The organism is Dermacoccus barathri, assembly GCF_015070805.1.
Lineage (GTDB): Bacteria > Actinomycetota > Actinomycetes > Actinomycetales > Dermatophilaceae > Dermacoccus > Dermacoccus abyssi.
On record NZ_JADCTK010000003.1, the window covers coordinates 289,216 to 310,624 of the forward strand.

22 protein-coding genes are annotated in these 21,409 nt (G+C 69.2%); 4 read left to right on the plus strand and 18 right to left on the minus strand.

Going from position 1 to position 21,409, the window contains the following annotated elements; genetic code table 11:
* Entirely contained in the window at positions 1–1,329 is a 1,329-nt protein-coding gene (gene hemL, locus IM689_RS07065) for a glutamate-1-semialdehyde 2,1-aminomutase (protein ID WP_193643450.1), read from the minus strand.
* A 50-nt stretch (positions 1,330–1,379) separates the two neighbouring features.
* Positions 1,380–1,838: a MarR family winged helix-turn-helix transcriptional regulator gene (locus IM689_RS07070; RefSeq protein ID WP_193643451.1), complete on the minus strand. Its 459-nt coding sequence runs from the start codon at positions 1,836–1,838 to the stop codon at positions 1,380–1,382.
* A 230-nt stretch (positions 1,839–2,068) separates the two neighbouring features.
* Here IM689_RS07070 and IM689_RS07075 point away from each other — a divergent pair, with 230 nt between their 5' ends.
* Entirely contained in the window at positions 2,069–2,599 is a 531-nt protein-coding gene (locus tag IM689_RS07075; RefSeq protein WP_193643452.1) for a YceI family protein, read from the plus strand.
* A gap of 100 nt (positions 2,600–2,699) precedes the next feature.
* On the opposite strand, the gene IM689_RS07080 is transcribed toward IM689_RS07075, so the two are convergent.
* Entirely contained in the window at positions 2,700–3,227 is a 528-nt protein-coding gene (locus IM689_RS07080; RefSeq protein ID WP_319803830.1) for an Lrp/AsnC family transcriptional regulator, read from the minus strand.
* A 94-nt stretch (positions 3,228–3,321) separates the two neighbouring features.
* On the opposite strand from IM689_RS07080, the gene IM689_RS07085 reads away from it, so the two are divergent.
* Complete coding sequence (locus IM689_RS07085) at positions 3,322–4,533, plus strand: trans-sulfuration enzyme family protein (protein WP_193643603.1); 1,212 nt, start codon at positions 3,322–3,324, stop codon at positions 4,531–4,533.
* 84 nt (positions 4,534–4,617) lie between these two features.
* Here IM689_RS07085 and IM689_RS07090 read toward each other — a convergent pair whose 3' ends face one another.
* The 15 genes from IM689_RS07090 to IM689_RS07160 form a co-directional block, all read right to left on the minus strand.
* Complete coding sequence (locus IM689_RS07090; RefSeq protein ID WP_193643453.1) at positions 4,618–5,598, minus strand: endonuclease domain-containing protein; 981 nt, start codon at positions 5,596–5,598, stop codon at positions 4,618–4,620.
* A gap of 184 nt (positions 5,599–5,782) precedes the next feature.
* Positions 5,783–6,760 (minus strand): porphobilinogen synthase, encoded by a 978-nt coding sequence (gene hemB, locus IM689_RS07095; RefSeq protein ID WP_193643454.1) that lies wholly within the window; start codon positions 6,758–6,760, stop codon positions 5,783–5,785.
* The gene (locus IM689_RS07100; protein ID WP_406565489.1) at positions 6,760–8,313 is read right to left on the minus strand and encodes a bifunctional uroporphyrinogen-III C-methyltransferase/uroporphyrinogen-III synthase; all 1,554 of its coding nucleotides are present in this window, start codon (positions 8,311–8,313) and stop codon (positions 6,760–6,762) included. The genes hemB and IM689_RS07100 overlap by 1 nt, the downstream gene beginning before the upstream one ends.
* A gap of 80 nt (positions 8,314–8,393) precedes the next feature.
* Positions 8,394–9,389 (minus strand): hydroxymethylbilane synthase, encoded by a 996-nt coding sequence (gene hemC / locus IM689_RS07105; RefSeq protein WP_193643456.1) that lies wholly within the window; start codon positions 9,387–9,389, stop codon positions 8,394–8,396.
* On the minus strand, positions 9,386–10,690 hold the full coding sequence (locus tag IM689_RS07110; RefSeq protein WP_193643457.1) for a glutamyl-tRNA reductase: 1,305 nt from the start codon (positions 10,688–10,690) through the stop codon (positions 9,386–9,388). Before IM689_RS07110 ends, hemC begins: the two co-directional genes overlap by 4 nt.
* Positions 10,687–11,367, minus strand: coding sequence for a redox-sensing transcriptional repressor Rex (locus tag IM689_RS07115; RefSeq protein WP_193643458.1), 681 nt, complete (start codon positions 11,365–11,367; stop codon positions 10,687–10,689). The genes IM689_RS07110 and IM689_RS07115 overlap by 4 nt, the downstream gene beginning before the upstream one ends.
* A gap of 182 nt (positions 11,368–11,549) precedes the next feature.
* The gene (locus IM689_RS07120; protein ID WP_369798813.1) at positions 11,550–11,792 is read right to left on the minus strand and encodes a glutaredoxin family protein; all 243 of its coding nucleotides are present in this window, start codon (positions 11,790–11,792) and stop codon (positions 11,550–11,552) included.
* Positions 11,793–11,955: 163 nt separating this feature from the next.
* Positions 11,956–12,054 (minus strand): 30S ribosomal protein bS22, encoded by a 99-nt coding sequence (locus IM689_RS07125; protein WP_003792170.1) that lies wholly within the window; start codon positions 12,052–12,054, stop codon positions 11,956–11,958.
* Positions 12,055–12,419: 365 nt separating this feature from the next.
* Complete coding sequence (locus IM689_RS07130; protein WP_193643460.1) at positions 12,420–13,616, minus strand: acetoin utilization protein AcuC; 1,197 nt, start codon at positions 13,614–13,616, stop codon at positions 12,420–12,422.
* A gap of 5 nt (positions 13,617–13,621) precedes the next feature.
* Positions 13,622–14,179: a GNAT family N-acetyltransferase gene (locus IM689_RS07135; protein ID WP_193643461.1), complete on the minus strand. Its 558-nt coding sequence runs from the start codon at positions 14,177–14,179 to the stop codon at positions 13,622–13,624.
* Between the two features lie 116 nt (positions 14,180–14,295).
* On the minus strand, positions 14,296–15,090 hold the full coding sequence (gene proC, locus IM689_RS07140) for a pyrroline-5-carboxylate reductase (protein ID WP_193643462.1): 795 nt from the start codon (positions 15,088–15,090) through the stop codon (positions 14,296–14,298).
* Between the two features lie 5 nt (positions 15,091–15,095).
* Positions 15,096–16,010: a hypothetical protein gene (locus IM689_RS07145; protein WP_193643463.1), complete on the minus strand. Its 915-nt coding sequence runs from the start codon at positions 16,008–16,010 to the stop codon at positions 15,096–15,098.
* A 70-nt stretch (positions 16,011–16,080) separates the two neighbouring features.
* Positions 16,081–16,896 (minus strand): sugar phosphate isomerase/epimerase family protein, encoded by an 816-nt coding sequence (locus tag IM689_RS07150; RefSeq protein ID WP_182434773.1) that lies wholly within the window; start codon positions 16,894–16,896, stop codon positions 16,081–16,083.
* The gene (locus IM689_RS07155; protein ID WP_047312443.1) at positions 16,896–17,819 is read right to left on the minus strand and encodes a Ppx/GppA phosphatase family protein; all 924 of its coding nucleotides are present in this window, start codon (positions 17,817–17,819) and stop codon (positions 16,896–16,898) included. Before IM689_RS07155 ends, IM689_RS07150 begins: the two co-directional genes overlap by 1 nt.
* Positions 17,820–17,838: 19 nt before the next feature.
* Entirely contained in the window at positions 17,839–18,714 is an 876-nt protein-coding gene (locus IM689_RS07160; RefSeq protein WP_193643464.1) for a hypothetical protein, read from the minus strand.
* Between the two features lie 148 nt (positions 18,715–18,862).
* On the opposite strand from IM689_RS07160, the gene IM689_RS07165 reads away from it, so the two are divergent.
* Together IM689_RS07165 and radA are read left to right on the plus strand one after the other, a co-directional pair.
* Entirely contained in the window at positions 18,863–19,708 is an 846-nt protein-coding gene (locus IM689_RS07165) for a hypothetical protein (protein ID WP_193643465.1), read from the plus strand.
* Between the two features lie 257 nt (positions 19,709–19,965).
* Positions 19,966–21,384, plus strand: a complete 1,419-nt coding sequence (gene radA / locus IM689_RS07170; protein ID WP_193643466.1) for a DNA repair protein RadA — start codon at positions 19,966–19,968, stop codon at positions 21,382–21,384.
* Positions 21,385–21,409 lie beyond the last annotated feature (25 nt).

A 21,409-nucleotide genomic window follows, 5' to 3' on the forward strand; every position in this document is an offset into this window, starting at 1 on the left:
TCAGAGTGTCGCAGCCGAGTCTGTGGAAGCGGCCGCGGCTCGCGCGGCGGCGGGCAGGGCGTCGATCACATGCGCGACGGCCTCGTCGTCGTGCGACGCGGAGACGAACCACGACTCGTAAGCCGACGGCGGCAGGTGGACGCCCTGGTCGAGCATTGCGTTGAAGAAGCGCGAGAAGGCCTCGGTGTCCTGGTCCTTCGCGTCGTCGTAGTTCGTGACCGCGCCGTCGCGGAAGAAGATCGAGAACATCGAGCTCGCCCACTGCACGGTGTGCGGTACACCGGCCTTCGTCAGTTCGGCGGAGGCGGCGTCGGCGATGGCGTGCGCCGTGGAGTCGAGGTGGGCATACACCTCGTTGGTGCAGCCCTGCAGCGTGGCGAGGCCCGCGGCCGTGGCCACGGGGTTACCCGCCAGCGTGCCCGCCTGGTAGACGGGACCGTCGGGCGCCAGCATGCCCATGAGGTCGGCGCGGCCACCGAAGGCGGCCGCGGGGAAGCCACCGCCCATGACCTTGCCGAAGGTGAACAGGTCGGGGGCGCTCTCACCCTGCTGGCCCTCGTGGCCGAACCAGCCGGCGGCGGAGCAGCGGAAGCCCGTCATCACCTCGTCGGAGACGAGCAGGGCGCCGTGCTTGGTCGTGATGTCGCGCAGCGCCTTCGTGAAACCGGCTGCGGGCGGCACGACGCCCATGTTGCCGGGCGATGCCTCGGTGATCACGGCGGCGATCTCGTCACCGTGCTCGGCGAAGGCAGCTTCGAGCGCGGAGACGTCGTTGTAGGGCAGGACGATGGTCTCGCTGGCGCTCGACTTCGGCACGCCGGCCGTGTCGGGAAGGGCGAAGGTGGCGACGCCGGAGCCGGCTGCGGCGAGCAGCGCGTCGACGTGGCCGTGGTAGCAGCCTGCGAACTTCACGATCTTGCTCCGGCCCGTGGCGCCGCGCGCGAGGCGGATGGCCGACATCGTTGCCTCGGTGCCGGAGGAGACGAGGCGCACCTGCTCGACGGGCTCCACGCGGCGCACGATCTCGGTGGCGAGGGCAACCTCGTTCTCACTCGGGGTGCCGAAGCTGAAGCCGCGCGAGGCCGCGTCCTGGACGGCGGCCATGACGTCGGGGTGGGCGTGGCCGAGGATCATCGGGCCCCACGAGCAGATGAGGTCGACGTAGCGGTTGCCGTCGACGTCCGTGAGCCACGGCCCCTTCGCCTCGCGAATGAACCGCGGCGTGCCGCCGACGGCACGGAAGGCGCGCACCGGCGAGTTCACGCCACCGGGCGTCACCGTGCGTGCGTGGGCGAGGAGTTCTGCGGACTTCGAGGTGCTTCCACTCATGTCGTCATTCTCCCATCGACGTCTGACAACAGCCTTGGTGGGCCTCGGGCCTACCGACCGCCCATTTCCTCGTGCACGCGACGCATGCCGTCACCGACGACCTGGAGCTGCTCGCGCGGCATCGTGTCGACGAAGTGGCGGCGCACGCTCTCGACGTGAACGGGCGCTGCCTGGAGAAGCGCCTCGTAGCCACCGTCGGTGAGGACGAGTTCGACGCCTCGCGAATCGCTGGAGCACGACTCGCGCTCCACCCAGCCACGGCGCTGCAGCCTGGTGGCGGTGTGGGTGATGCGGCTGCGGGACTGGACGACGAGGTCGGCGAGCGCCCCCATGCGCAGACGGCGGCCGTCGGCTTCGGAGAGCATCGAGAGGATCTCGTACTCGGCCAGCGACATGCCGTGGTCGAGAAGTTCACGATCGAGCGCCAAGCTGAGCGCGCGCGATGCGCGCAGGTAGTGACGCCATGCGATCTGCTCGCCCTCGTCGAGCCAACGCGCTTCGTTCGTCATCCGTCCCACCGTCCGTTTCGTGTCTCTTCGCCGTCGACCCTGCGCCGCATCGTCCGGCATGTGACCGGACATTTTCTCAGGCGGCGCGATTCGCGCTTCGATCAGTGTCAACGCTCAGGCATGAACATCTTGTTTCCGAGCGCGTTTCCTCAGTGTAGTTGAATGTTCAACTATCTGTGTGTACGGTCGTTCTCGTACCGACCACCCATCGAATCGGAAGGACCATCACCATGGCTTCTCTCAACGACATCACCCCCGGCACCTGGAACCTCGACACCGACCACTCGGAGATCGGCTTCACGGCTCGCCACCTCGTCGTCACCAAGGTCAACGGTCTCTTCGACGACTTCTCGGTCGTCGCCGAGGTTCCGGAGAACCACAAGGACGCCACGCTCGAGTTCACGGTCCAGACGGCTTCCGTCAACACGCGCAACGCCGACCGTGACGGCCACCTCAAGAGCGCCGACTTCTTCGACGTCGAGAAGTACCCGACGATGACGTTCAAGGTCACGAAGATCGACGACGACACCATCACCGGTGACCTCACGATCAAGGACGTCACGAAGCCCGTCACGTTCGACTACGACTTCAACGGCACGTCGGACGACCCGTGGGGCGCCTTGCGCGCCGGCTTCGAGGCTCGCGGCGAGATCAACCGCAAGGACTTCGGCCTCAGCTTCGACGCGGCGGCCCCCGGCGGCAACGCGCTCGTCTCCGACAAGATCAAGCTCAACCTGGACCTCGAGTTCGTCAAGGCCTGATCTTCGCCTTCACGAAAAGGCCGCGGCACCCGTTGGGTGTCGCGGCCTTTCGCGTTGCCCGCGGGCTGGTGGCGGCATCGGCCGACCCCAGTCGCGGGCATCACCCCAGTGGACGAGCCCCGCGGATCCGTTCGTAGATGAGGCTCGTCTCAGCGTGCACGACGCCGGGCAGCACCGCGAGGTGGTCGAGCACGATGTCGCGCAGGGCGTCGGGAGACTGCGTACAGACGTGGACGAGGAAGTCGTTCTCCCCCGTTACGTGGAACGCCGCGAGAACGCCCGGCACGTCGGCGACGGCGGCACGGAAACCGTCGATGTCGTCTCGCGTGTGGCCCGTGAAGCGCAACGCGATCATGGCCTCGAGTGGCACGTCGAGCGAGCCGAGATCGACGGCGGCATGGACGCCCGCGATGACGCCGCGCTCGCGCAACACGCGCAGCCGGCCGCTGCACGTCGACTCCGGCACGCCGACCCGACGCGCGAGTTCGGCGTTCGACATCCGGCCGTCCGCGAGAAGTAGCTCGACGAGCCGACGATCGAAGGCGTCAGGGCTCCACGCGGGGCCGAGAAACGGTCGTCGAACCTGCGAGTCACCCGCCGAACTCAACCGGGAATTCGTGCTTTCCACCTCAGACACACCTCTTTTCGGGGAATCGGCGGCGTCATTGCCACGATTCCGCGGACTCCACACACTAGGTGATGTGAACCACACTTCTTCGCTCATGACGAACGCCGTGCACGCCGGCCGGGAAGACCTCACGGCTCTCGGGGTGCACGTCGCAGGAATCGATCAGTCGACCACCTACCCCGTCACCGGCGTGACGCAGGGCGGTGACTCGTACGAGCAGATGGCAACCGGTGGTCGCCCGCGCCCCGGTGATTCGTACGTGTACCAGCGTCTGTGGAACCCGAACGTCGACCGCTTCGAGCGCGGGCTCGCCACGATGGAGGGCGCCGAGGAAGCCGTCGCGTTCTCGACCGGGATGGCGGCGATCAGTGCCGTCCTGCTCGCCTGCGTTGCGGCGGGCAAGCCTCACATCGTCGGTGTCCGCCCCCTCTACGGCGGCACGGACCACCTACTTGCCACCGGCCTGCTCGGCACCCGCGTGACGTTCACGACGCCCGATGCCGTGGCGGACGCGATCGAGGCAGACACGGGCCTTGTGCTCATCGAGTCGCCCGGCAACCCGACGATCGACCTCATCGACATCGCCGACGTGGCGCGCCAGGCGGGGGACGTGCCCGTCGCCGTCGACAACACGTTCGCCACTCCGGTGCTGCAGCAGCCGCTGGCGCTCGGCGCTGCGATCAGTCTGCACTCGGCGACGAAGTACATCGGCGGGCACGGCGACCTGCTCGGCGGTGTCGTCGCGACGAGCACGGAGTGGGCCACGCGGCTGCGTCAGGTGCGTGCCATCACGGGTGGCCTGCTCGCGCCGACGTCCGCCTACCACCTGCACCGCGGGCTGCAGACCCTGCCGGTCCGGGTGCTGCAGCAGCAGGCCAACGCGCGACCGGTGGCGGCTTTCCTTGCCGAGCACGACCTCGTGGAGTGGGTGCGCTACCCCGGGCTTCCCGGAGGCGACCCCGACGGCATCGCCGCACGGCAGATGGCAGGACCCGGTGCGATGTTGGCGTTCGCGGTCAAGGGCGGCTTCGACGCTGCTGCCGCCGTGGCGGAGCACGTGCGCCTCGTCGTCAATGCGGTGTCTCTGGGCGGCGTGGACACGCTCATCCAGCACCCGGCGGCACTGACCCACCGACCGGTCGCGTCCGAGGCGAAGCCCGGCGAGGACGTCCTGCGCCTGTCGATCGGTCTCGAGAACCCGGACGACGTCATCGCCGACCTGCGCCAGGCCCTCGAAGCGGCCCGGGACCTCTCCCCCGAGCCTGCGCGGGAGGAACCGAACCTGCGCGTCGCCGTCCGCGCCTAGCAACCACAAGGGGCGTTTTCTTCCCTTCTTGTGCGCAAGGGGTCTCCCGAGGCGCAAGAAGGGAAGAAAACACCCCCACTTGTGTCACGCCATCGGCGCGAGCTGGACGAAGTGCTGCCGCCATGCGGTGTTGGGTGCGACTTTCACACCCCGCTGAGTGAGCGCGTCCGCCACTCGAGCCAATGTCGATGCCGGATCCCGGAAGATCCCGACCGAAACCACCCGGATGACGATCCATCCTGCGGAGCGAAGCTCATCCTCGCGCACGATGTCAGCCTGCTTCTGTGCCTCACTCGCGTAGTGGTAGGAGCCGTCGTACTCCACGGCGATCTTGAGCTCGGGGTAGGCGAGATCGAATCGTCGTCGCCGCCCGGCCACGAAAGCCTCGTGTTGCACAACAGGCTCGGGCAAACCCGCGAGAACGAGAAGGAGGCGCGTCCGGCTCTCCGGTGGCGACTCAGCGCCTTCCCGCGCGCGGCGGGCGACCTCACGCAGCACTGCCGAATGCGGGCCTGCACTGTGGTTCCACACATCAATGGCTGGCCCGGCATCGACATCGTGACGGCTGAGCACCGCATCTGCCAGGACGACGAGATCAACGAGCCCCAGCGAGTCGGCGCATTCGGTGACGACGCCCGTCGGGTCGGAAACCGGCAAACGTCCTACACCGGCGACGAACACCGATCTCGCCAGGCTTCCTGCTGGATGCCGATGAGCGATTGTGCCGACGAGCGTCTTATTCGGCCTTCGCTCGTAGCTGAGATGGAGTCGGTCCGTCTCCGGGACGGGAAGGCCCCACAGCCGCGCGGCGGTGACGTGGGCGACGCGCGCGTCGGACTTGGTGACGCGCAGCGCCGCTCCACACCGCAGCCCGAGGGTGATCGGTGTCGTGGCGGTGACGTAGACATTGCGTCGGAGCGCGACGACAGCGTCACTGCGCAGATCGTTGATCGTCAGCCCGGCGGCACGAGCCTCGGCGGCGGTGAACAAGCATCCGTCCAGCGTGGCGACGGCACCAGCTCGCCTGGAAAGCATACTCTCGTGGCGTCGGTTCGAGGTGACCATGCCCTCAGCCTGACGCGCGGAGCGGATCCGGCTCGAAAGTTATCCACAGGGACGAGGGGAGCATCCCGCACGAGAGACAGCGCCCACCACTACTCGGGAAGGTTTCTTCCCTTCTTGTGCGCAATCGAACCCCTTGCGCGCAAGAAGGGAAGAAATCAGCCCCTCAAGTGTCTAACGCCGCGCGTCAGAGGCCGCGGGCAAACTCCAGCGCGTAGTACGTCAGGACGATCGACGCGCCGGCGCGCTTGATGCTGGTGAGGGTCTCGCGGATCATGCGTTCGCGGTCGATCCAGCCGTTCGCGGCGGCCGCCTCGATCATCGCCATCTCGCCGGAGACCTGGTACGCCGCGACCGGCACCGTGGCGGCCTGGGCGACGTCGGACAGCACGTCGAGGTACGGCAGTGCGGGCTTCACCATGAGCATGTCGGCGCCCTGCTCCTCGTCGAGCATCGCCTCGCGCAGCGACTCCGTGCGGTTGCGCGGGTCCTGCTGGTACGTCGCGCGGTCGCCCTGGAGCGAGCTCTGCACGGCCTCACGGAACGGACCGTAAGCCGCCGACGCGTACTTCGCCGAGTACGCCATGACGGCGACGTCGTCGTGGCCGGAAAGGTCGAGCGCCGCACGGATGACGCCGATCTGGCCGTCCATCATGCCGCTCGGGCCGAGCGCGTGAGCGCCCGCCTGAGCCTGCGCGACGGCCATCTGCGCGTAGATGTCGAGCGTCGCGTCGTTGTCGACACGACCCTGCGCGTCGAGCACGCCGCAGTGTCCGTGGTCGGTGAACTCGTCGAGGCACAGGTCGCCCATGACGAGCAGGTCGTCGCCCACGGCGTCACGCACGGCGCGCAGGCCGACGTTGAGGATGCCGTCGGGGTCGATCGAACCCGAACCCTGGGCGTCCTTCGTCTCCGGAACACCGAAGAGCATGACGCCCGCAACGCCCGCGTCGCGCGCCTGCTTCGAGACGTCGACGAGCGAGTCGAGCGTGTGCTGCACGACGCCCGGCATCGAACTGATGGGCGTGTTCTCGGTCGCGTTCTCGCGCACGAACACCGGCAGGATGAGGTCGGACGGCGCCACGGACGTCTCGGCCACCATGTTGCGCATGACCGGTGACGTGCGCAGGCGGCGCGGACGGTGCGGCAGGTCGTACGTGCTCATCAGGCCTTCACCTTTCGACGGGCCGCCCCGCGACGCTCGCTGGGACGACGCACCTTCTCCCCCGCTTCCGCCGCAGCGGCGGCGAGGCACTGACCGTGAGCGGCGAGCGCATCGACGAGCGCAGCCGCAGAGGCCTCGGTCGCGAGAACGTCGACACGCAGACCGTGCTCCTCCGCCGTCTTCGCGGTGGCCGGGCCGATGCACGCGACGACGGTGGATGCGTGCGGCTTGCCGGCGATACCGACGAGGTTGCGCACCGTCGAACTCGACGTGAAGCAGACGGCGTCGAACTTGCCGGACTTGATCGCCTCACGCACCTCGGGCGCCGGCGGCGCAGCGCGCACCGTGCGGTAGGCGGTGACGTCGTCGACCTCCCAGCCCATCTCCTCGAGACCGGCGACGAGGGTCTCCGTCGCGATGTCGGCGCGCGGCAGGAAGACGCGGTTGATCGGGTCGAGCTGCTCGTCGTAGTCGGGCCACACCTCGAGCAGGCCCTTGGCCGACTGCTCTCCGCTCGGCATGAGGTCGGGCTCGATGCCCCACTCGCGCAGAGCGTCCGCCGTCACGCCACCGACGGCAGCGATCTTGAGGCCCGCGAAGGCACGCACGTCGAGACCGAACTCGGCGAACTTCTCACGCACGGCGCGCACGGCGTTGACCGACGTGAAGCCGACCCACTCGTAGCGGCCGGTGACGAGACCCTTGACGGCCTTCTCCATCTGCGCCGGCGTACGCGGCGGCTCGACGCTGATCGTCGGCACGATGGCGCTGCTCGCGCCGTACTCGGTGAGGCGGCGCGTCATGGAACCCGACTGCTCCTTGGTGCGCGGCACGAGCACCTTCCAGCCGAACAGCGGCTTGTTCTCCCACCACGACAGGGAGGTGCGGTGGCCCACGGTCGAGCCGACGATGGCCATGACCGGCCCGTCGAACTCGGCGCGACGCAGTGCAGCGGGCACCTCGTCGAGCGTCAGCGTCGTCGTCTCCTGGGTGATCGTCGTGCCGTTCTGCGTCAGCGCGACCGGCGTGTTGCCACGGCGGCCGGCAGCGCGCAGCTCGACGAGCGAGTCGCGCAGCAGGTCGGCCTGGCCGAGGACGACGACGGTGGTGCAGGCGTCGACCGAACGCGTCCAGTCGACCTTCGGGTCGCCTGCGGTGACGACGTGGATGTTGCGGGCCTTGCTGTCGGTGAGCGGCACACCCGCGTAGGCGGGAACCGCGGAGACGGCCGAGACGCCCGGCACGATCTCGAACTCGATGCCGGCCTTCGCGCAGGCGCCGGCCTCCTCGGCCAGGCCATGGAAGGTGGCCGGGTCGCCGTCCATGAGGCGCACGACGAGGGCGCGCCCGTCGCCGTGGCCCTCCGTCGCAGCCTTGGCGGCCTTGACGAGAAGCTTCGCGCGGCTGGCGTTGGTCAGTTCGGTGCCGGCCTCGCCGTAGCCGCCGTCGACGAACTCCACACCGTCGCTCACGAGGGAGGCGACGAACTGCTCACGGCACAGCTGATCGAGGACGACGACGTCCGCCTCGGCGAGAAGCTGCGCCGCGCGCATCGTGAGCAGGCCGGGATCGCCGGGCCCGGCGCCGACGAACGCGACTCGGGTGGCCGACTCGGCCTGCTTGGCTGCGGTGCTCACTTGGATCGCTCCGATTCGGTGGTGGTTTCGACGCGCGGCGTCTGCTGCCGCGGTTCGCGTGGGGGGATGACGGCGGCCGCGCCGTCGTCGAGCAGGGTGCGGGCGAGACGTTCGCCTATGCCCTGCGGATCGTCGTAGGGGCCGACTTCGCTGCGGCGCAGCTCGAGGGAGCCGTCCGTGGCGCCGACGAAGGCGCGCAGCGAGATCTCGAGGGTGCCGTCGGGCTCCTCGACGATCTCGGCGAGGGCGCCGACAGGTGCGGCGCAGCCGGCCTCCAGGGCATCGAGCACGGCTCGCTCGGCCGTGACGGCGGCGCGGGTGTCCGCGTCGTCGAGCTCGGCGAGCACGGCGCGCGTGACCTCGTCGTCCTCGCGGCACTCGAGCGCGAGCGCGCCCTGGCCGGGGGCCGGCAACATCTGCAACGGGTCGATGGTCTCGCTCGCCTCGTCGGTGCGGCCCACACGGGCCAGGCCGGCGCGAGCGAGGACGACGGCGTCCATCTCACCTTTGGTCACGAAGCCCATGCGGGTGTCGATGTTGCCGCGGATGTCGCGGATTTCCAGCCCGAGGCCGAGGGCCTGCAGCTGGGCCGCGCGTCGCGGCGAGCCTGTTCCGACGACGGCGCCCGCCGGCAGTTCACCGAGCGTCAGGCCGTCGCGGGCGACGAGAATGTCGCGCGGGTCCTCACGCGTCGGGATGCCGGCGACGACGAGGCCGGGCTCGGGTGCGACGGGCAGATCCTTGAGGGAGTGCACGGCCATGTCGACCTCGCCCGAGAGCAGGGCCTGACGGAGCGCGGCGGCGAAGACACCCGTGCCACCCATCTGGGCCAGCGGGGCCAGGTTGATGTCGCCCTCGGTCGTGACCTCGACGAGCTCGACCTCGTGACCGCGAGCGCGCAGGGCGTCTGCGACGTGGGTCGACTGGGTCACCGCGAGGTGGCTACGACGCGTTCCGAGTCGGATCGGACGCTCGTGGCGGGGGGTACTCATGGCAGCTCCGGGGGGACGGACACGACGCGCGTCTGCGCCGGGTCGAGGTCGAAAAGCGTGGAAAGAACTGCCGCGTAGTCACTTTCGCCGACGTTTCCACCCTGGCCGGCGAGCTCCTTGATGCGCACGGTGGGCGTGTGGAGCAGCTTCTCCACGACGCGGTGCACCGTGAGCTGTACCTGGGCGCGGGTGGTCTCGTCGAGGTCGGCTACGCGGGTCTCGAGGCGGTTCAGCTCGGCGCTGACGATCTCCGCGGCGTTCGCGCGCAGCGCCGCCACCGTGGGGGCGACGCGCTCGGCGCGACGGGCGACGACGAAGTCGGCCACCTCACTCGTCACGAGGTCCTGGACCGCCTTGATCTCGGCCTCTGCGCCGGGCTGGCCCTCGACCTGCGGGCCGAGATCCTCAAATCCGAGCACGGCCACGCCGCGAACGGCCGCGACCTCGTCGGCGATGTCACGCGGCAGGGCGAGGTCGATGTAAACCTGCGGGTGGCCGTCAGGGTTGGCGCGGGCGGCCATCGTCGCGTCGATGACGTGACCGACGGCGCCCGTACACGACACGACGAGGTCGGCGGAGGCGAGGGCCGCGTCGAGCTCCTCGATGGGGCGCGCGTCGCACCCAGCGGCGTCCGCAAGACGACGAGCCGCGTCGTACGTGCGGTTGACGACGGTGACGGAGCCGAGGCCGTGGCGCACGAGCGTGTGCGTGGCGAGCGAACTCATCGCGCCGGCACCGACGACGACGGCGCGCACCCGCGTGAGGTCACCGAGCATGTTGCCCGACAGTTCGAGTGCCCGCTCGACGAGCGAGCGGCTGACGGAGTCGATGCCGGTCTCGGAGTGCACGCGCTTGCCGACGCGCAGCGCCTGCTGCACCAGGCGGCTCATGACGGGGCCGATACGGCCCGATTCCTGACCTTCGCGCAGGCTGTCGCGCATCTGGCCGAGGATCTGGCTCTCTCCGACGGCGAGCGAGTCGAGGCCGGCCGCGACGTTGAACAGGTGCGCGACGGCGCGCTCGTCGAAGTGGACGTAGAGGTAGTCGCGCAGGTCGGCCATCGGCATGCCGGTGACGTCGGCGAGGGCGTCGCCGAGTTCGGTGACGGCACCGTGGAACGTCGTGGCGTCGGCGTAGACCTCGACGCGGTTGCACGTCGACAGCACGACGGGCTCGGTGAGGTTCTCGCCCTTGCCGAGGCGCTCGAGCAGATCGGCCTGGCCCTCGGCGTTGAGGGAGGCCTTCTCGAGCACGGCGAGCGGGGCCGAGCGGTGGGAAAGCCCCAGAACAATGACGCTCATGCCATGAGCTCCTTCATCTCGCGATCCCCCTGTGGCCCTCGCGCGTTCTGTTCACGAAACGCGAGGATCTGAAGTTCGGTTGCCATGTCGACGCCGCGCACTTGCACGTCGTAGGGCACGGTGAGCACCGCCGGCGCGAAGTTGAGGATGCTGCGTACCCCCGCGGCGATGAGGCGATCGGCGACCTGCTGGGCGGACGGCGCCGGCGTCGCGATGACGCCGATGACGCCTTCGTCCACCTGCGGTACGAGCGCGTCGAAGTGGACGACCTTCTGGCCGCCTACGACGGAACCGACGACGCGCGGGTCGTCGTCGATGAGCCACTTGATCTCGAAACCCTTGACGCCGATGCCGCCGTACGTGGCGAGCGCGCGGCCGAGGTTTCCCATACCGACGATGGCGACGGCCCACTGCCGCTCGAGGCCGAGGGCTCCGGTGATGTGACCGGCGAGGGTGGCGACGTCGTACCCGACGCCGCGCACGCCGTAGGAGCCGAGCGCGGAAAGGTCCTTGCGCAGTTTCGCGGAGGAGACTCCGGACTGCTCGGCGAGCGTCTCGGAGGAGATGGTGGTGTGGCCGTCGGTGGCCACCTCGCGCAGCACCCGGAGGTACACCGGTAGGCGGTTCACAGTCGCGTCCGGGATATCCCGGCGCGCTGCGGCCTGCTCGGTGCTCACGGCGGCGCTACCTTTCGTCGGCGTCTGCGCCTCTCGGCGCGTATACCAAACGTCTGCAGAAGGCTCTGCAGGACCCCCCGAGCTTAGGACTTAGTGCAACCGTTCACAAAGTCGACCGGACCCCCTTTAGGGCGGAATGGCGCCCCAAACGTGGCACCGAACTGGACAAGGGACCTTCGTCCCTATGCGCCCCTCGGCGGCGCGGACAGTGCCTTGCGGAGCCGGTTCTCATCGACGCGCCAGTAGTCGTGCTGGCGTCCGTCGACCAGCGTGACGGGGATTTGCTCGGCATAGCGGGCGACCAGCTCGGGATCGTCGAGCATGTTGAGCTCCTCCCACTCGACGCCCTCCTCACGAGCCACGCGCTCGATGACGGCGCGGGCGTCGTCGCAGAGGTGGCATCCGGGCTTGCCGATCAATGTAATTCTTCTCACAGCTACCTCCTGGTCACCGCTCGTTCATATGCGCCGACGTCCACGGCACACGCTGTTCGGGCGAGGCGCGGGGCATTCCTATCGCCTCGACGATACGCAAGGGCCCCTGCACGCCACGAGTGCGTGAGGGGCCCGAGTGCTCGAAGTGATCAGGTCACTTCTTGTTGCGACGCTGGTGACGCGTCTTGCGAAGCAGCTTGCGGTGCTTCTTCTTGGCCATGCGCTTGCGGCGCTTCTTGATGACGGAGCCCATGAGTGAACCGTTCCTTACCTTGTGTCCTTGGCGATGCCCGGGCCGACATTCGCCGATGAATACCAGCGGCGCCACGAGGACGCCCGGCCACGGGAATATCTGCACCATCCTATCGTCAGGCGATTTGTCGCGCGAAATCGCCATGCTCCCTTGCCCCGTCTTCCGACTCTGCGACCGCGCAGGCTGGGTCGCCGAGTTCGGTGCGACAGGGCTGCGGGGCGTCCGCTTCCAGCGTGGTTACGTCACCGAAGAGGGCTGCGGCTTTCGCAGCGGATCACCGCTCACTACCCGCGATGTTGCCTCAGATTCGCGGGACCGGTGCCCGCTCCCCCGCTCAACATCGGATCAAGGGAGCCGCTACGCGGCTAGTCGAACCAGACGTCCAGCCCGTGGAGCGGGAACACGGCTTCGCGGGTGGCCATGACGGCTTGGTCGACGGTGGATTCGGGGTGCATGCCGGAAGCCCAGGACTGGAACCAGACGTCGTCCTTCTCGGCCACACCGTCGCCCATGCGGCTGGGCGCGGTGCGGCCGGTGATCTCCTCGACGTGGGCGCGCCACTCGGCGGGCGTCTCGGTTTCGAGAGGGATGGGCCGGTCGGCGGCGATGGCCGTGAGGTGCGTCCAGGAGCGCGGCACGACGTCGACGAGTTCGTAGCCGCCGCCCCCGAGGGCGACCCAGCGTCCGTCACACACGTCGTGCGCGAGTTCGTGCAGAGAGCGGTGCGCCATCTTCTGCGCATCGACGGTGAGCACCATGTGCGCGAGGGGGTCGGAGTAGTGCGAGTCGCAGCCGTGCTGCGTGACCATGAACTGCGGTTTGAACGCCGTGACGACGGGGTGGACGACGGCGTGCAGGGCGCGCAGCCAGTCGGAGTCGCCGGTACCGGGCGGCAGGGAGATGTTGACGGCGCTGCCTTCGGCGTCGGGGCCGCCGATGTCACGGGCGAAGCCGGTGCCCGGGAAGAGAACGGTGCCCGACTCGTGGATCGAGATCGTGAGCACCCGCGGGTCGTTCCAGAAGACCTTTTCGACGCCGTCACCGTGGTGAACGTCGATGTCGACGTAGGCGACCCGCTCGACGCCCTGGTCGAGCAGCCACTGGATGCCGACCGCAGCGTCGTTGTAGATGCAGAAACCGCTCGCCTTGTCGGGCATGGCGTGGTGCAGGCCCCCGGTGAAGTTGACCGCGTGGCGCGCCTCGCCTGAATGGACGGCCTGCACGGCTTGCAGCGTGCCGGCGGCGATCAGCGCGGACACGTCGTGCATGCCCGCGAACGCCGGGTCGTCCTCGGTACCGATACCGAAGTTCTGATCGGCCGACGCCGGGTTCTGCGACGCCGCACGCACCGCGTCGAGGTACTCACGCGAGTGAACGGTCTCGAGGAAGGCGTCAGACCCGTCGGGCAGCGACGGCGCTTCGACACGAACGTGCTCGAAAACGCCGAGACCCTCTGCGAGCTTCGCCGTGAGGGCGAGACGCAGAGGGTTCATGGGGTGGCTCTCACCGAAGTCGTACCCCACGAGCGCGGGGTCCCAGATGACGAGGGCCGTGTCGTCCATGTCGGTCAGTGACGCGAGTCGAGGACGGCGCTCGGAACGTGCTCCGGGTCCGTGGTGATCGGGTAGACGAAGGCGATCTCTTCGGTGGACTCGGTGTCGGGGGACGCCGGGTTCATCGGACGGCGGTAGTCGGTCGGCCGGAAACCGTGACCGGACGCGAAGGCCACACCGCGGGCGTTGTCGGTGCCGACCCAGTACAGCACAGCTCCGAGATTGTCCTTACGAGCCTGCTCGAGGAGCGCCTCGAGCAGGTTGACGGCCACGCCGGTGCCGCGCTGCGAGGGAGCGACCCACAGGCCGAAGAGCTCACCGTAGGGCTGGTCGGCGTCATCGCTGCTGTCGATGCGCAACGAGACGATGCCCACGCGCTCGCCGGCCTCGTTCTCGGCGAGAAGGCGACGCGAACGGCGCATACGCGAGCGCCACTCGTCCTCGTCGATCTGCTTCTCACCCGACGCCGTGGCCGCAAACGCCTCAGGGGATTCGTTCAGCGCGCTGAGGCGAACGTCGCGATAGGTCTCCCACTCGTCTTCACCGAGGGTACGTACAGTCAACGCAGTCATGGCCATATCGAATCACGTTTGAACGTCGCTTGGCCTCTTGAAGCGCCTTCCGCATCACATCGCGGGCACACAGTTCGCCGGGCGACAACTGGGAATCGGCTGAAGGCGACGCGGCGTCAGTTCATCGATGCCGAGCGGTCGTGCGAGGCTTGCATCGCGGCCACCATGGCCGCCCGTACGGCGCGTCGATCCAGCTCTGCGAGCGCCATGATCGTCGTGCCGCCGGGGCTCGAGACCTTCTCGCGAAGCTGCACCGGGGAGTCGCCCGATTCGGCCAGCATCGCACCCGCTCCGACGATCGTCTGGACGGCAAGACGGTGAGCGACGTCACGCTGGAGGCCGAGCAGAACGCCTGCCTCGACCATGGCGTCGGCGATGTAGAACAGGTACGCCGGGCCGCTTCCGGAGACGGCGGTGACGGCGTCGTGGTCCTTCTCGGCCACCGTCACGACGTCGCCCGAGGCCGCGAGGAGCGACTTCGCACGGGCCAACTGCTCGTCGGTGCACGCCTCGTTCGGCGTGACGGCGTGCATGCCCTTGCCGACCATCGAGGGGGTGTTCGGCATGACGCGCACGACGGCGACGCCCTCGGGCAGCTTGGCCTCCATCGACTCGAGCGTGCGGCCGACGGCCAAGGAGACGACGACAGCGTCCTTCGTGAGGTGCTCGCCGATCTCGGTGAGGATGTCGTCGAGCTGGTACGGCTTCACGCCGAGCACGACGGTGTCGGCGTCCGCCACGGCCTCGGTGTTGGAGTTCGTCGCCTCGACGCCGTACTTCTCCTTGAGCGCGCTGATGCGCTCGTCACGGCGCGCCGTGGCGACGACGTCGGCGGCGTCGTAGCCGCCCGCGAGGGCCCCGGCCATGACGGCCTCGTTCATGTTGCCCGTACCGATGAATGCGATGGTCATGGGGATCAGCCCTTTCGTCGAATGGGGTTCGGCAGGCTCAGCGCCAGCGAGGGGCGCGCGGCCACGAGGTTCGCGACGTACTCGACCCACCGGGGGCCGTAGGGCACGAGCACGCGGGTGGCGAGCGTGTCGATCTCGCGCTGACGCGCACTCTGGGTACCCAAGGGCGCGATGACCTCGGCGCCTTCCGCTCCGTACCGTTGCACCAACGAGCCCACGATGTCGAGCAGCAGCGCGTCGTCGGTGTCGAAGCTGACCTGCGCGCCGCCGGCCAGCAGTTGCTTCGTGATGTCGACGAAGGCCGCGCCGCTCTCGCGCGCCGACGTGAGGCCGATCGCGGCGTCGAGGCGACCGGTGGCGAGGCGCACCCGCTGCCCCTCACGCGCCAAGTCGGAGACCTCCATGGGTAGGCGGCGAAGACGCGTCGGCAGGACGATACCGACCTCCGGGAAGTCCTGACGCAGCTCGTGACCGAGAACGTGGACGGCCTCGATGAGCGCGGCATCGGGGATGGTGAGCGTCAGGCTGACGCCGGCGTTGCGCGCCGCCTGACCGACCTCGCGCAGCGCGTTGAGCAGGATGCCGGGCGTGACATCGGGCGCGAGCACACCGAAGGTCGCGACGTCGAGTGTCAGGTCGGGCGCCTCGGTGCCCGCGGCGGCGAGCCAGTTGAGGGCGCCGATCGTCTCCTGACGCGCGGTGATGATGTCGTCCGGGCTTGCGGCGTGGGTGAGCAACGGCATCCACGAGACGCGCTGGCCACCGACGACCACCTCACCGGTGACGCGGATGGCGTCGTCGACGCTCTCGCCCGCGACGAGCACTTTCGAGGCCGCACGCGCGATCGGCCCCCGCGACGTCAGCGCCAGTACACGCGAGGTCGCGACGGGAAGGCGAGGTGTCAGTGAACGAGGGTCCATGGCAAGGTGTCGTCTCCATAGCGCGATTTCGCTCAAGCCTACTCGGCGGCGTGTACGGGGCACAGCGCCCTCAGGGTGCGGACGCCTCCCCCGCTCCGATGGCGAGGTGGAGGCGGGCGAAGGCGAGGGCCTCGGCGAGATCGATGAGCCTGTCCTCGTCAGAAAGGCGCCGGGTGCCGACCTCAACGACGACGTCCCCGCTGAAGCCCGTTCGGGACAGGTGCTGGAGCAGTTCGGCGCACGGCTGGTTACCTCGGCCGGGCACGAGGTGTTCGTCCTTGTACGAGCCCAAGCCGTCGGCGAGGTGGATGTGCGTGAGGCGGTCACCGAGCTCGTCGGCGAGCGCCAGGGCATCGCTACCGGACGTGGCCGTGTGCGAGAGGTCGAGAGTGGTGTGGGAGTAGTGGTTGCGCCGCAGATCCCAGTGCGGCAGGTAGGCCTGAACCTCGCGGCCCCGGGCCCGCCACGGGAACATGTTCTCGACGGCGAGGCGGATCTGCGGGTGCTCGCGTTCGCGTTGCGCCACACCTTCGACGAAGCCCGTCGCGTACTCCTTCTGCCACCGGAACGGTGGGTGCAGGACGACGGTGGACGCACCGACGTCACGCGCGAGCGCCACGGAGCGGTCGACCTTGCCCCACGGCTCGTTGCCCATAACGCGCTGGGTGAGCAGGAGCGTCGGCGCGTGGACCGACAACACGGGCACACCCCAGCGCTCGACGAGATCCCGCAGGAACTCGGGGTCCTGACTCGCCGCCTCGTTCCACACCATGACCTCGACGCCGTCGTAACCGAGCTCGGCGGCGATACGGAAGGCCGCCGAGGTGCCGAGCGGGTAGCACGACGCCGTCGACAGGCCGACGCGGATGGGTGCGGGCACCGTCATCACTCCAGGGCGTCGAGGCGGCGCAGGATGAGGCCCTCGCGCAGGGCCCACGGGCAAACGTCGAGGCGCTCGACGCCGAAGATGTCCATCGTGGCCTCGATGACGACGGCGCCGGCAAGAACCTGGGCCGAGCGTTCGGGCGAGACGCCCGGCAGCGAGGTGCGCTCCTCGGCGGTCATGCTCGCGAGGCGCGGAACGAGGTCGGCGAGCGCCGCGCGTTCGAGGCTGCGGTGCACGAACGGGCCGTCGCTCGACGGCGCCGCCCCACACATGCGGGCGAGCGATCGGATCGTCTTGCTCGTACCGACGTACCGATCGGGCGTGCCCCAGCGCGTCAGGGTGCGGGCCGACGACGCGATCTGAGTGCGCACCTGGGCACGCACGGCACGCAGGTCCTGGGCCGACGGCGGGTCGCCGTCGAGAGTGCGCGTGAGGCGGCCGGCACCCAGCGGAAGGCTGATGGCGGTGTCGGGCGTCTCGTCGATGCCGGTGGCGAGTTCGAGCGAACCGCCGCCGATGTCGATGCCGAACAGGCGTCCGCTCGACCACCCGAACCAGCGGCGGGTGGCGAGGAAGGTGACGCGGGCTTCGTCCTCGCCGGTGAGGACGCGCAGGCTCTGCCCGGTAACGTCGCGCACGTGGTCGAGAACGGCTTGGCCGTTCGGTGCCTCGCGGATGGCGGAGGTGACGAACGACATGAGCTCGGAGATGCCGAGGTCCTCTGCAATCTGGACGCATTCACCGACGAACTGCGTGAGGTCACGAATGCCCTCGTCGTCGATGAGCCCGTCGGCCGTCACGTGCTCGGACAGGCGCAACAGACGCTTGTGGGACGTGGCAGGAAGTGGCTGAGCCCCGGGATGGGCGTCGACCACGAGGAGGTGGACCGTGTTCGATCCCACGTCGATCACTCCGAGGCGCATGGTTGGCAGGGTATCGGTCTCAGCGGAACGTCGGATACCAGGCCGCGTATCCGGACTCCAGCGCCGTGAGGCCCTTACCGAAGTGCTTGTTCAGCAGGGCCTCCAGCGGTTCCTTCGTGCGCACGGCCTCGGAGTAGAAGGCCATCACCTTGTCGTGTCCGTGGGTGTCGCGCAGGTACCGGGCGAACGTGAAGGCCGTGTAGTAGGCGTCCGCGGCGTTCGCTCCGCGCAGTTCCTCGTCGCTCGGCACGTGGGGCGAGATGTCATCTCGCTTGTGGGGCGCCTGCGGCACGGTGCGCTGCCCCACGTACTCGGCCCACCCCTCGAGCAGCCAGAGCGGACGCTCGGTGGCCAGCTGCTCGAGCGTGAGCGCGTGGAACGCCTCGTGCGCGAGGGTCTCGCGGGTGGTGAGCGTGTCGGGGTTCTTCACCGTCCAGTCACTCATGACGACGAACGGCAGGCGCCCGCCCCCGGTGACGGTGTTGGCCAACTGGGACGCCTGATCCTGGCCGGTGTACTCCTTGAACTCGGCGTTGTCGCGCGGCACGAGGACGAGGAGGGCATTCTTCGAGGCCTGCGGATCGAGAGCTCGAACCGACGACGCCGCCTTGGCGCTGGCCTCCACGATTCCGTTCGGTATCCGAGTGCCGTTGGAGGCGACGATCATCGCGCCGCCCGACGTGCGTGCGTTCATGCCCGCGCCGACCTTGGTCTCGAGGTCGCTCTGACGCACGCGTTGCGCCGGGTCGGTGACGGGCTGGGTGGTGGAGGGCGACGGCGACCGCTCCGCCTGTTGATCCAGGACGTGACGGACGGCGTCACAACCCGACACGAAGAGGCTCGCCGCGAGGACGCCTGCGGTGACACCCGCACGCACTCGTCGTCGCATCGGCATGCCTTCCTCGCTTCGGGGTTCGAACGCGCTGCTCGCCGGGCGTCCGGGGCCGGGCGGGCCGGCTCGTCACCACAGTAGAGCCCGCCCCTGACAGCCCGCTCCGGCTCTGCTCGGACGAGGCGACGAACACGCCACCTAAGATCGTGCAGTGACTGAATGTGACCTCGAGATCCCGCGCACGTGGGTGGAGTTCGACGATCCGGCGAGCGAGCCCGACGCGGTCGAACGCTTCCGGTGCGACCTCACGTGGCTGACGTCGAGTTGGACGTGCACGTTCGGTTCCGGCTGCGCGGGCATCGACGCGTCGAAGCCCGACTTCGGGTGCTGCGTGTTGGGCGCCCACTTCACGGGTGACGAGGACGAGAAGCACGTGGCTGAGGTCGTCGCGACGCTGACGCCGGACGACGTCCAGTTCTACGACGAGATCGTCTCAGACGCCGGGTGGGTGGAGACCGACGACGAAGGTGACCGCAAGACACGCGTCGTCGAGGGCGCCTGCGTGTTCCTCAACCGGCCCGGCTTCGGCCAGGCCGTGGACGGCTGGGACGACGACGTCGACAACGGCGCCCCCGGGCTCGGGTGCGCGCTGCACCAGAAGGCGTGGGCGACCGGCGTCGAGCCGTGGACGCTGAAGCCCGAGGTGTGCTGGCAACTGCCGATCCGCCGTTCGTACCGGCGCGTGACGCTGCCCGACGGCGAGGAGTACCTCGAGACGACGATCGCCGAGTACGACCGGCGCGGTTGGGGCTCGGGCGGTCACGATCTCGACTGGTACTGCTCGGGCAACTCCGAGGCGCACATCGGCGCCGACCCCGTCTACGTCTCGCAGAAGCCCGAACTCGTCGAACTCATGGGCAAGCAGGCCTACGACGTCCTCGCCGGGTACTGCGATGCACACCTCGCCGCCGCCCGGGCCTTGGCCGTGACACCGGCGGGTCGCGACCTGCTGCCGCTCTACGTCCACCCCGCGACGCTGGAGGCCGAGGGGCGCTGAGGCTCCGCGCAGGCGTCGCCGCTGGGATGTGGAACGCCCGACGTCGGGAGTTTTTCGGCCGAAGCAGCGACCGTTGGCCGTGAAACTCCCAAGGTTGGGGGTTTGTCCGCGACGACGCGTGTGGCGGCCACCCCGGCCGACGTCCGGAGTTGGTGCACGAGATCAAGACATCGTGCTCGTCGCTCGCCCGGTCGGTCGACCACCGGCACCACCTCGTCACGACGGGGTTGTCAGTGCCGGCCTCTAGGGTTTGAGCCATGGCAAGCAAGGCTTCGAAGCGACCGACGTACCGGTGCACCGAGTGCGGCTGGCAGACCGTGAAGTGGGTCGGCCGCTGCGGCGAGTGCCAGGCGTGGGGAACCGTCGAGGAGACGGGCGCCGTCGCCGTGCGCACGCAGCCGGCCGCGAAGGTGATGAACCCGGCCAAGCCGATCGGTGACGTCGACGCCACGCGTGCCGCCGTCACGACAACAGGCGTCGGCGAGTTCGACCGCGTCCTCGGCGGGGGGCTCGTACCGGGGGCCGTCATGCTCGTCGCGGGTGAGCCCGGCATCGGCAAGTCCACGTTGCTGCTCGACGTCGCCGCCCGCACCGCGCGTACGGGCGCGAAGGTGCTCTACGTCAGCGGCGAGGAATCCGCTGCTCAGGTACGTCTGCGCGCCGACCGCACCGACGCCGTGGCCGACACGCTCTACCTCGCGAGCGAAACCGACCTCGCCACCGTGCTCGCCCACATCGACTCCGTCTCCCCCACCCTGCTCGTCATCGACTCGGTCCAGACCATCGCGAGCGCCGAGATCGAGGGCAGCGCGGGCAACGTCTCGCAGGTACGCGAGGTGGCCGCCGCCGTCATCCAGGTGGCCAAGGCGCGCGGCATCTCCACGGTGCTCGTCGGGCACGTGACGAAGGACGGCTCCATCGCCGGCCCGCGTCTGCTCGAACACCTCGTCGACGTCGTCATCACCTTCGAGGGCGAACGCCACTCGCGGCTGCGTCTCGTGCGCGCCGTGAAGAACCGGTACGGCCCCACCGACGAGGTGGGCTGCTTCGACCTGTCCGACGGCGGCATCGAGGGTCTCGCCGACCCGAGCTCGCTGTTCCTCACGGCCCGCGACAAACCCGTCGCGGGCACGTGCGTGACCGTGACGCTCGAGGGCCGTCGGCCGCTCGTCACCGAAGTGCAGGCCCTTGTCGCACCGTCGGCCGGCGGGTCGCCGCGACGCACGACGTCGGGCGTCGATTCTTCGCGCACCGCGATGATCCTCGCCGTTCTCGAGCGCCGCGCGGGCGCGCCTGTCAGCCGGGCTGACTGCTACGTCTCCACCGTCGGCGGCGCGCGGTTGACGGAGCCCGCGGCCGACCTCGCCGTCGCGCTCTCGCTGCTCAGCTCGGCGCAGGAGAAGCCGCTACCCGGTGGCCTCATCGCCGTTGGAGAAGTGGGGCTCTCCGGCGACATCCGGGCTGTCAGCGGTGTCGCGCGTCGACTCGCCGAGGCCGCACGCATCGGCTTCGACAAGGCGATCATCCCTGCCGGCTCGCTCGGCACCGAGAAGCCGCCGGCCGGCATGCGCATCGCAGAATGCGCCGACCTCGGCTCGGCCATGCGCGCTGTCGGCACGGCCTCCTCCGCATCCCATCCGTCGGCCGATGCCGACGCGGCGCCCTCCCCCGGCTGACTCTTCCGACACGCGAACGTGTCCA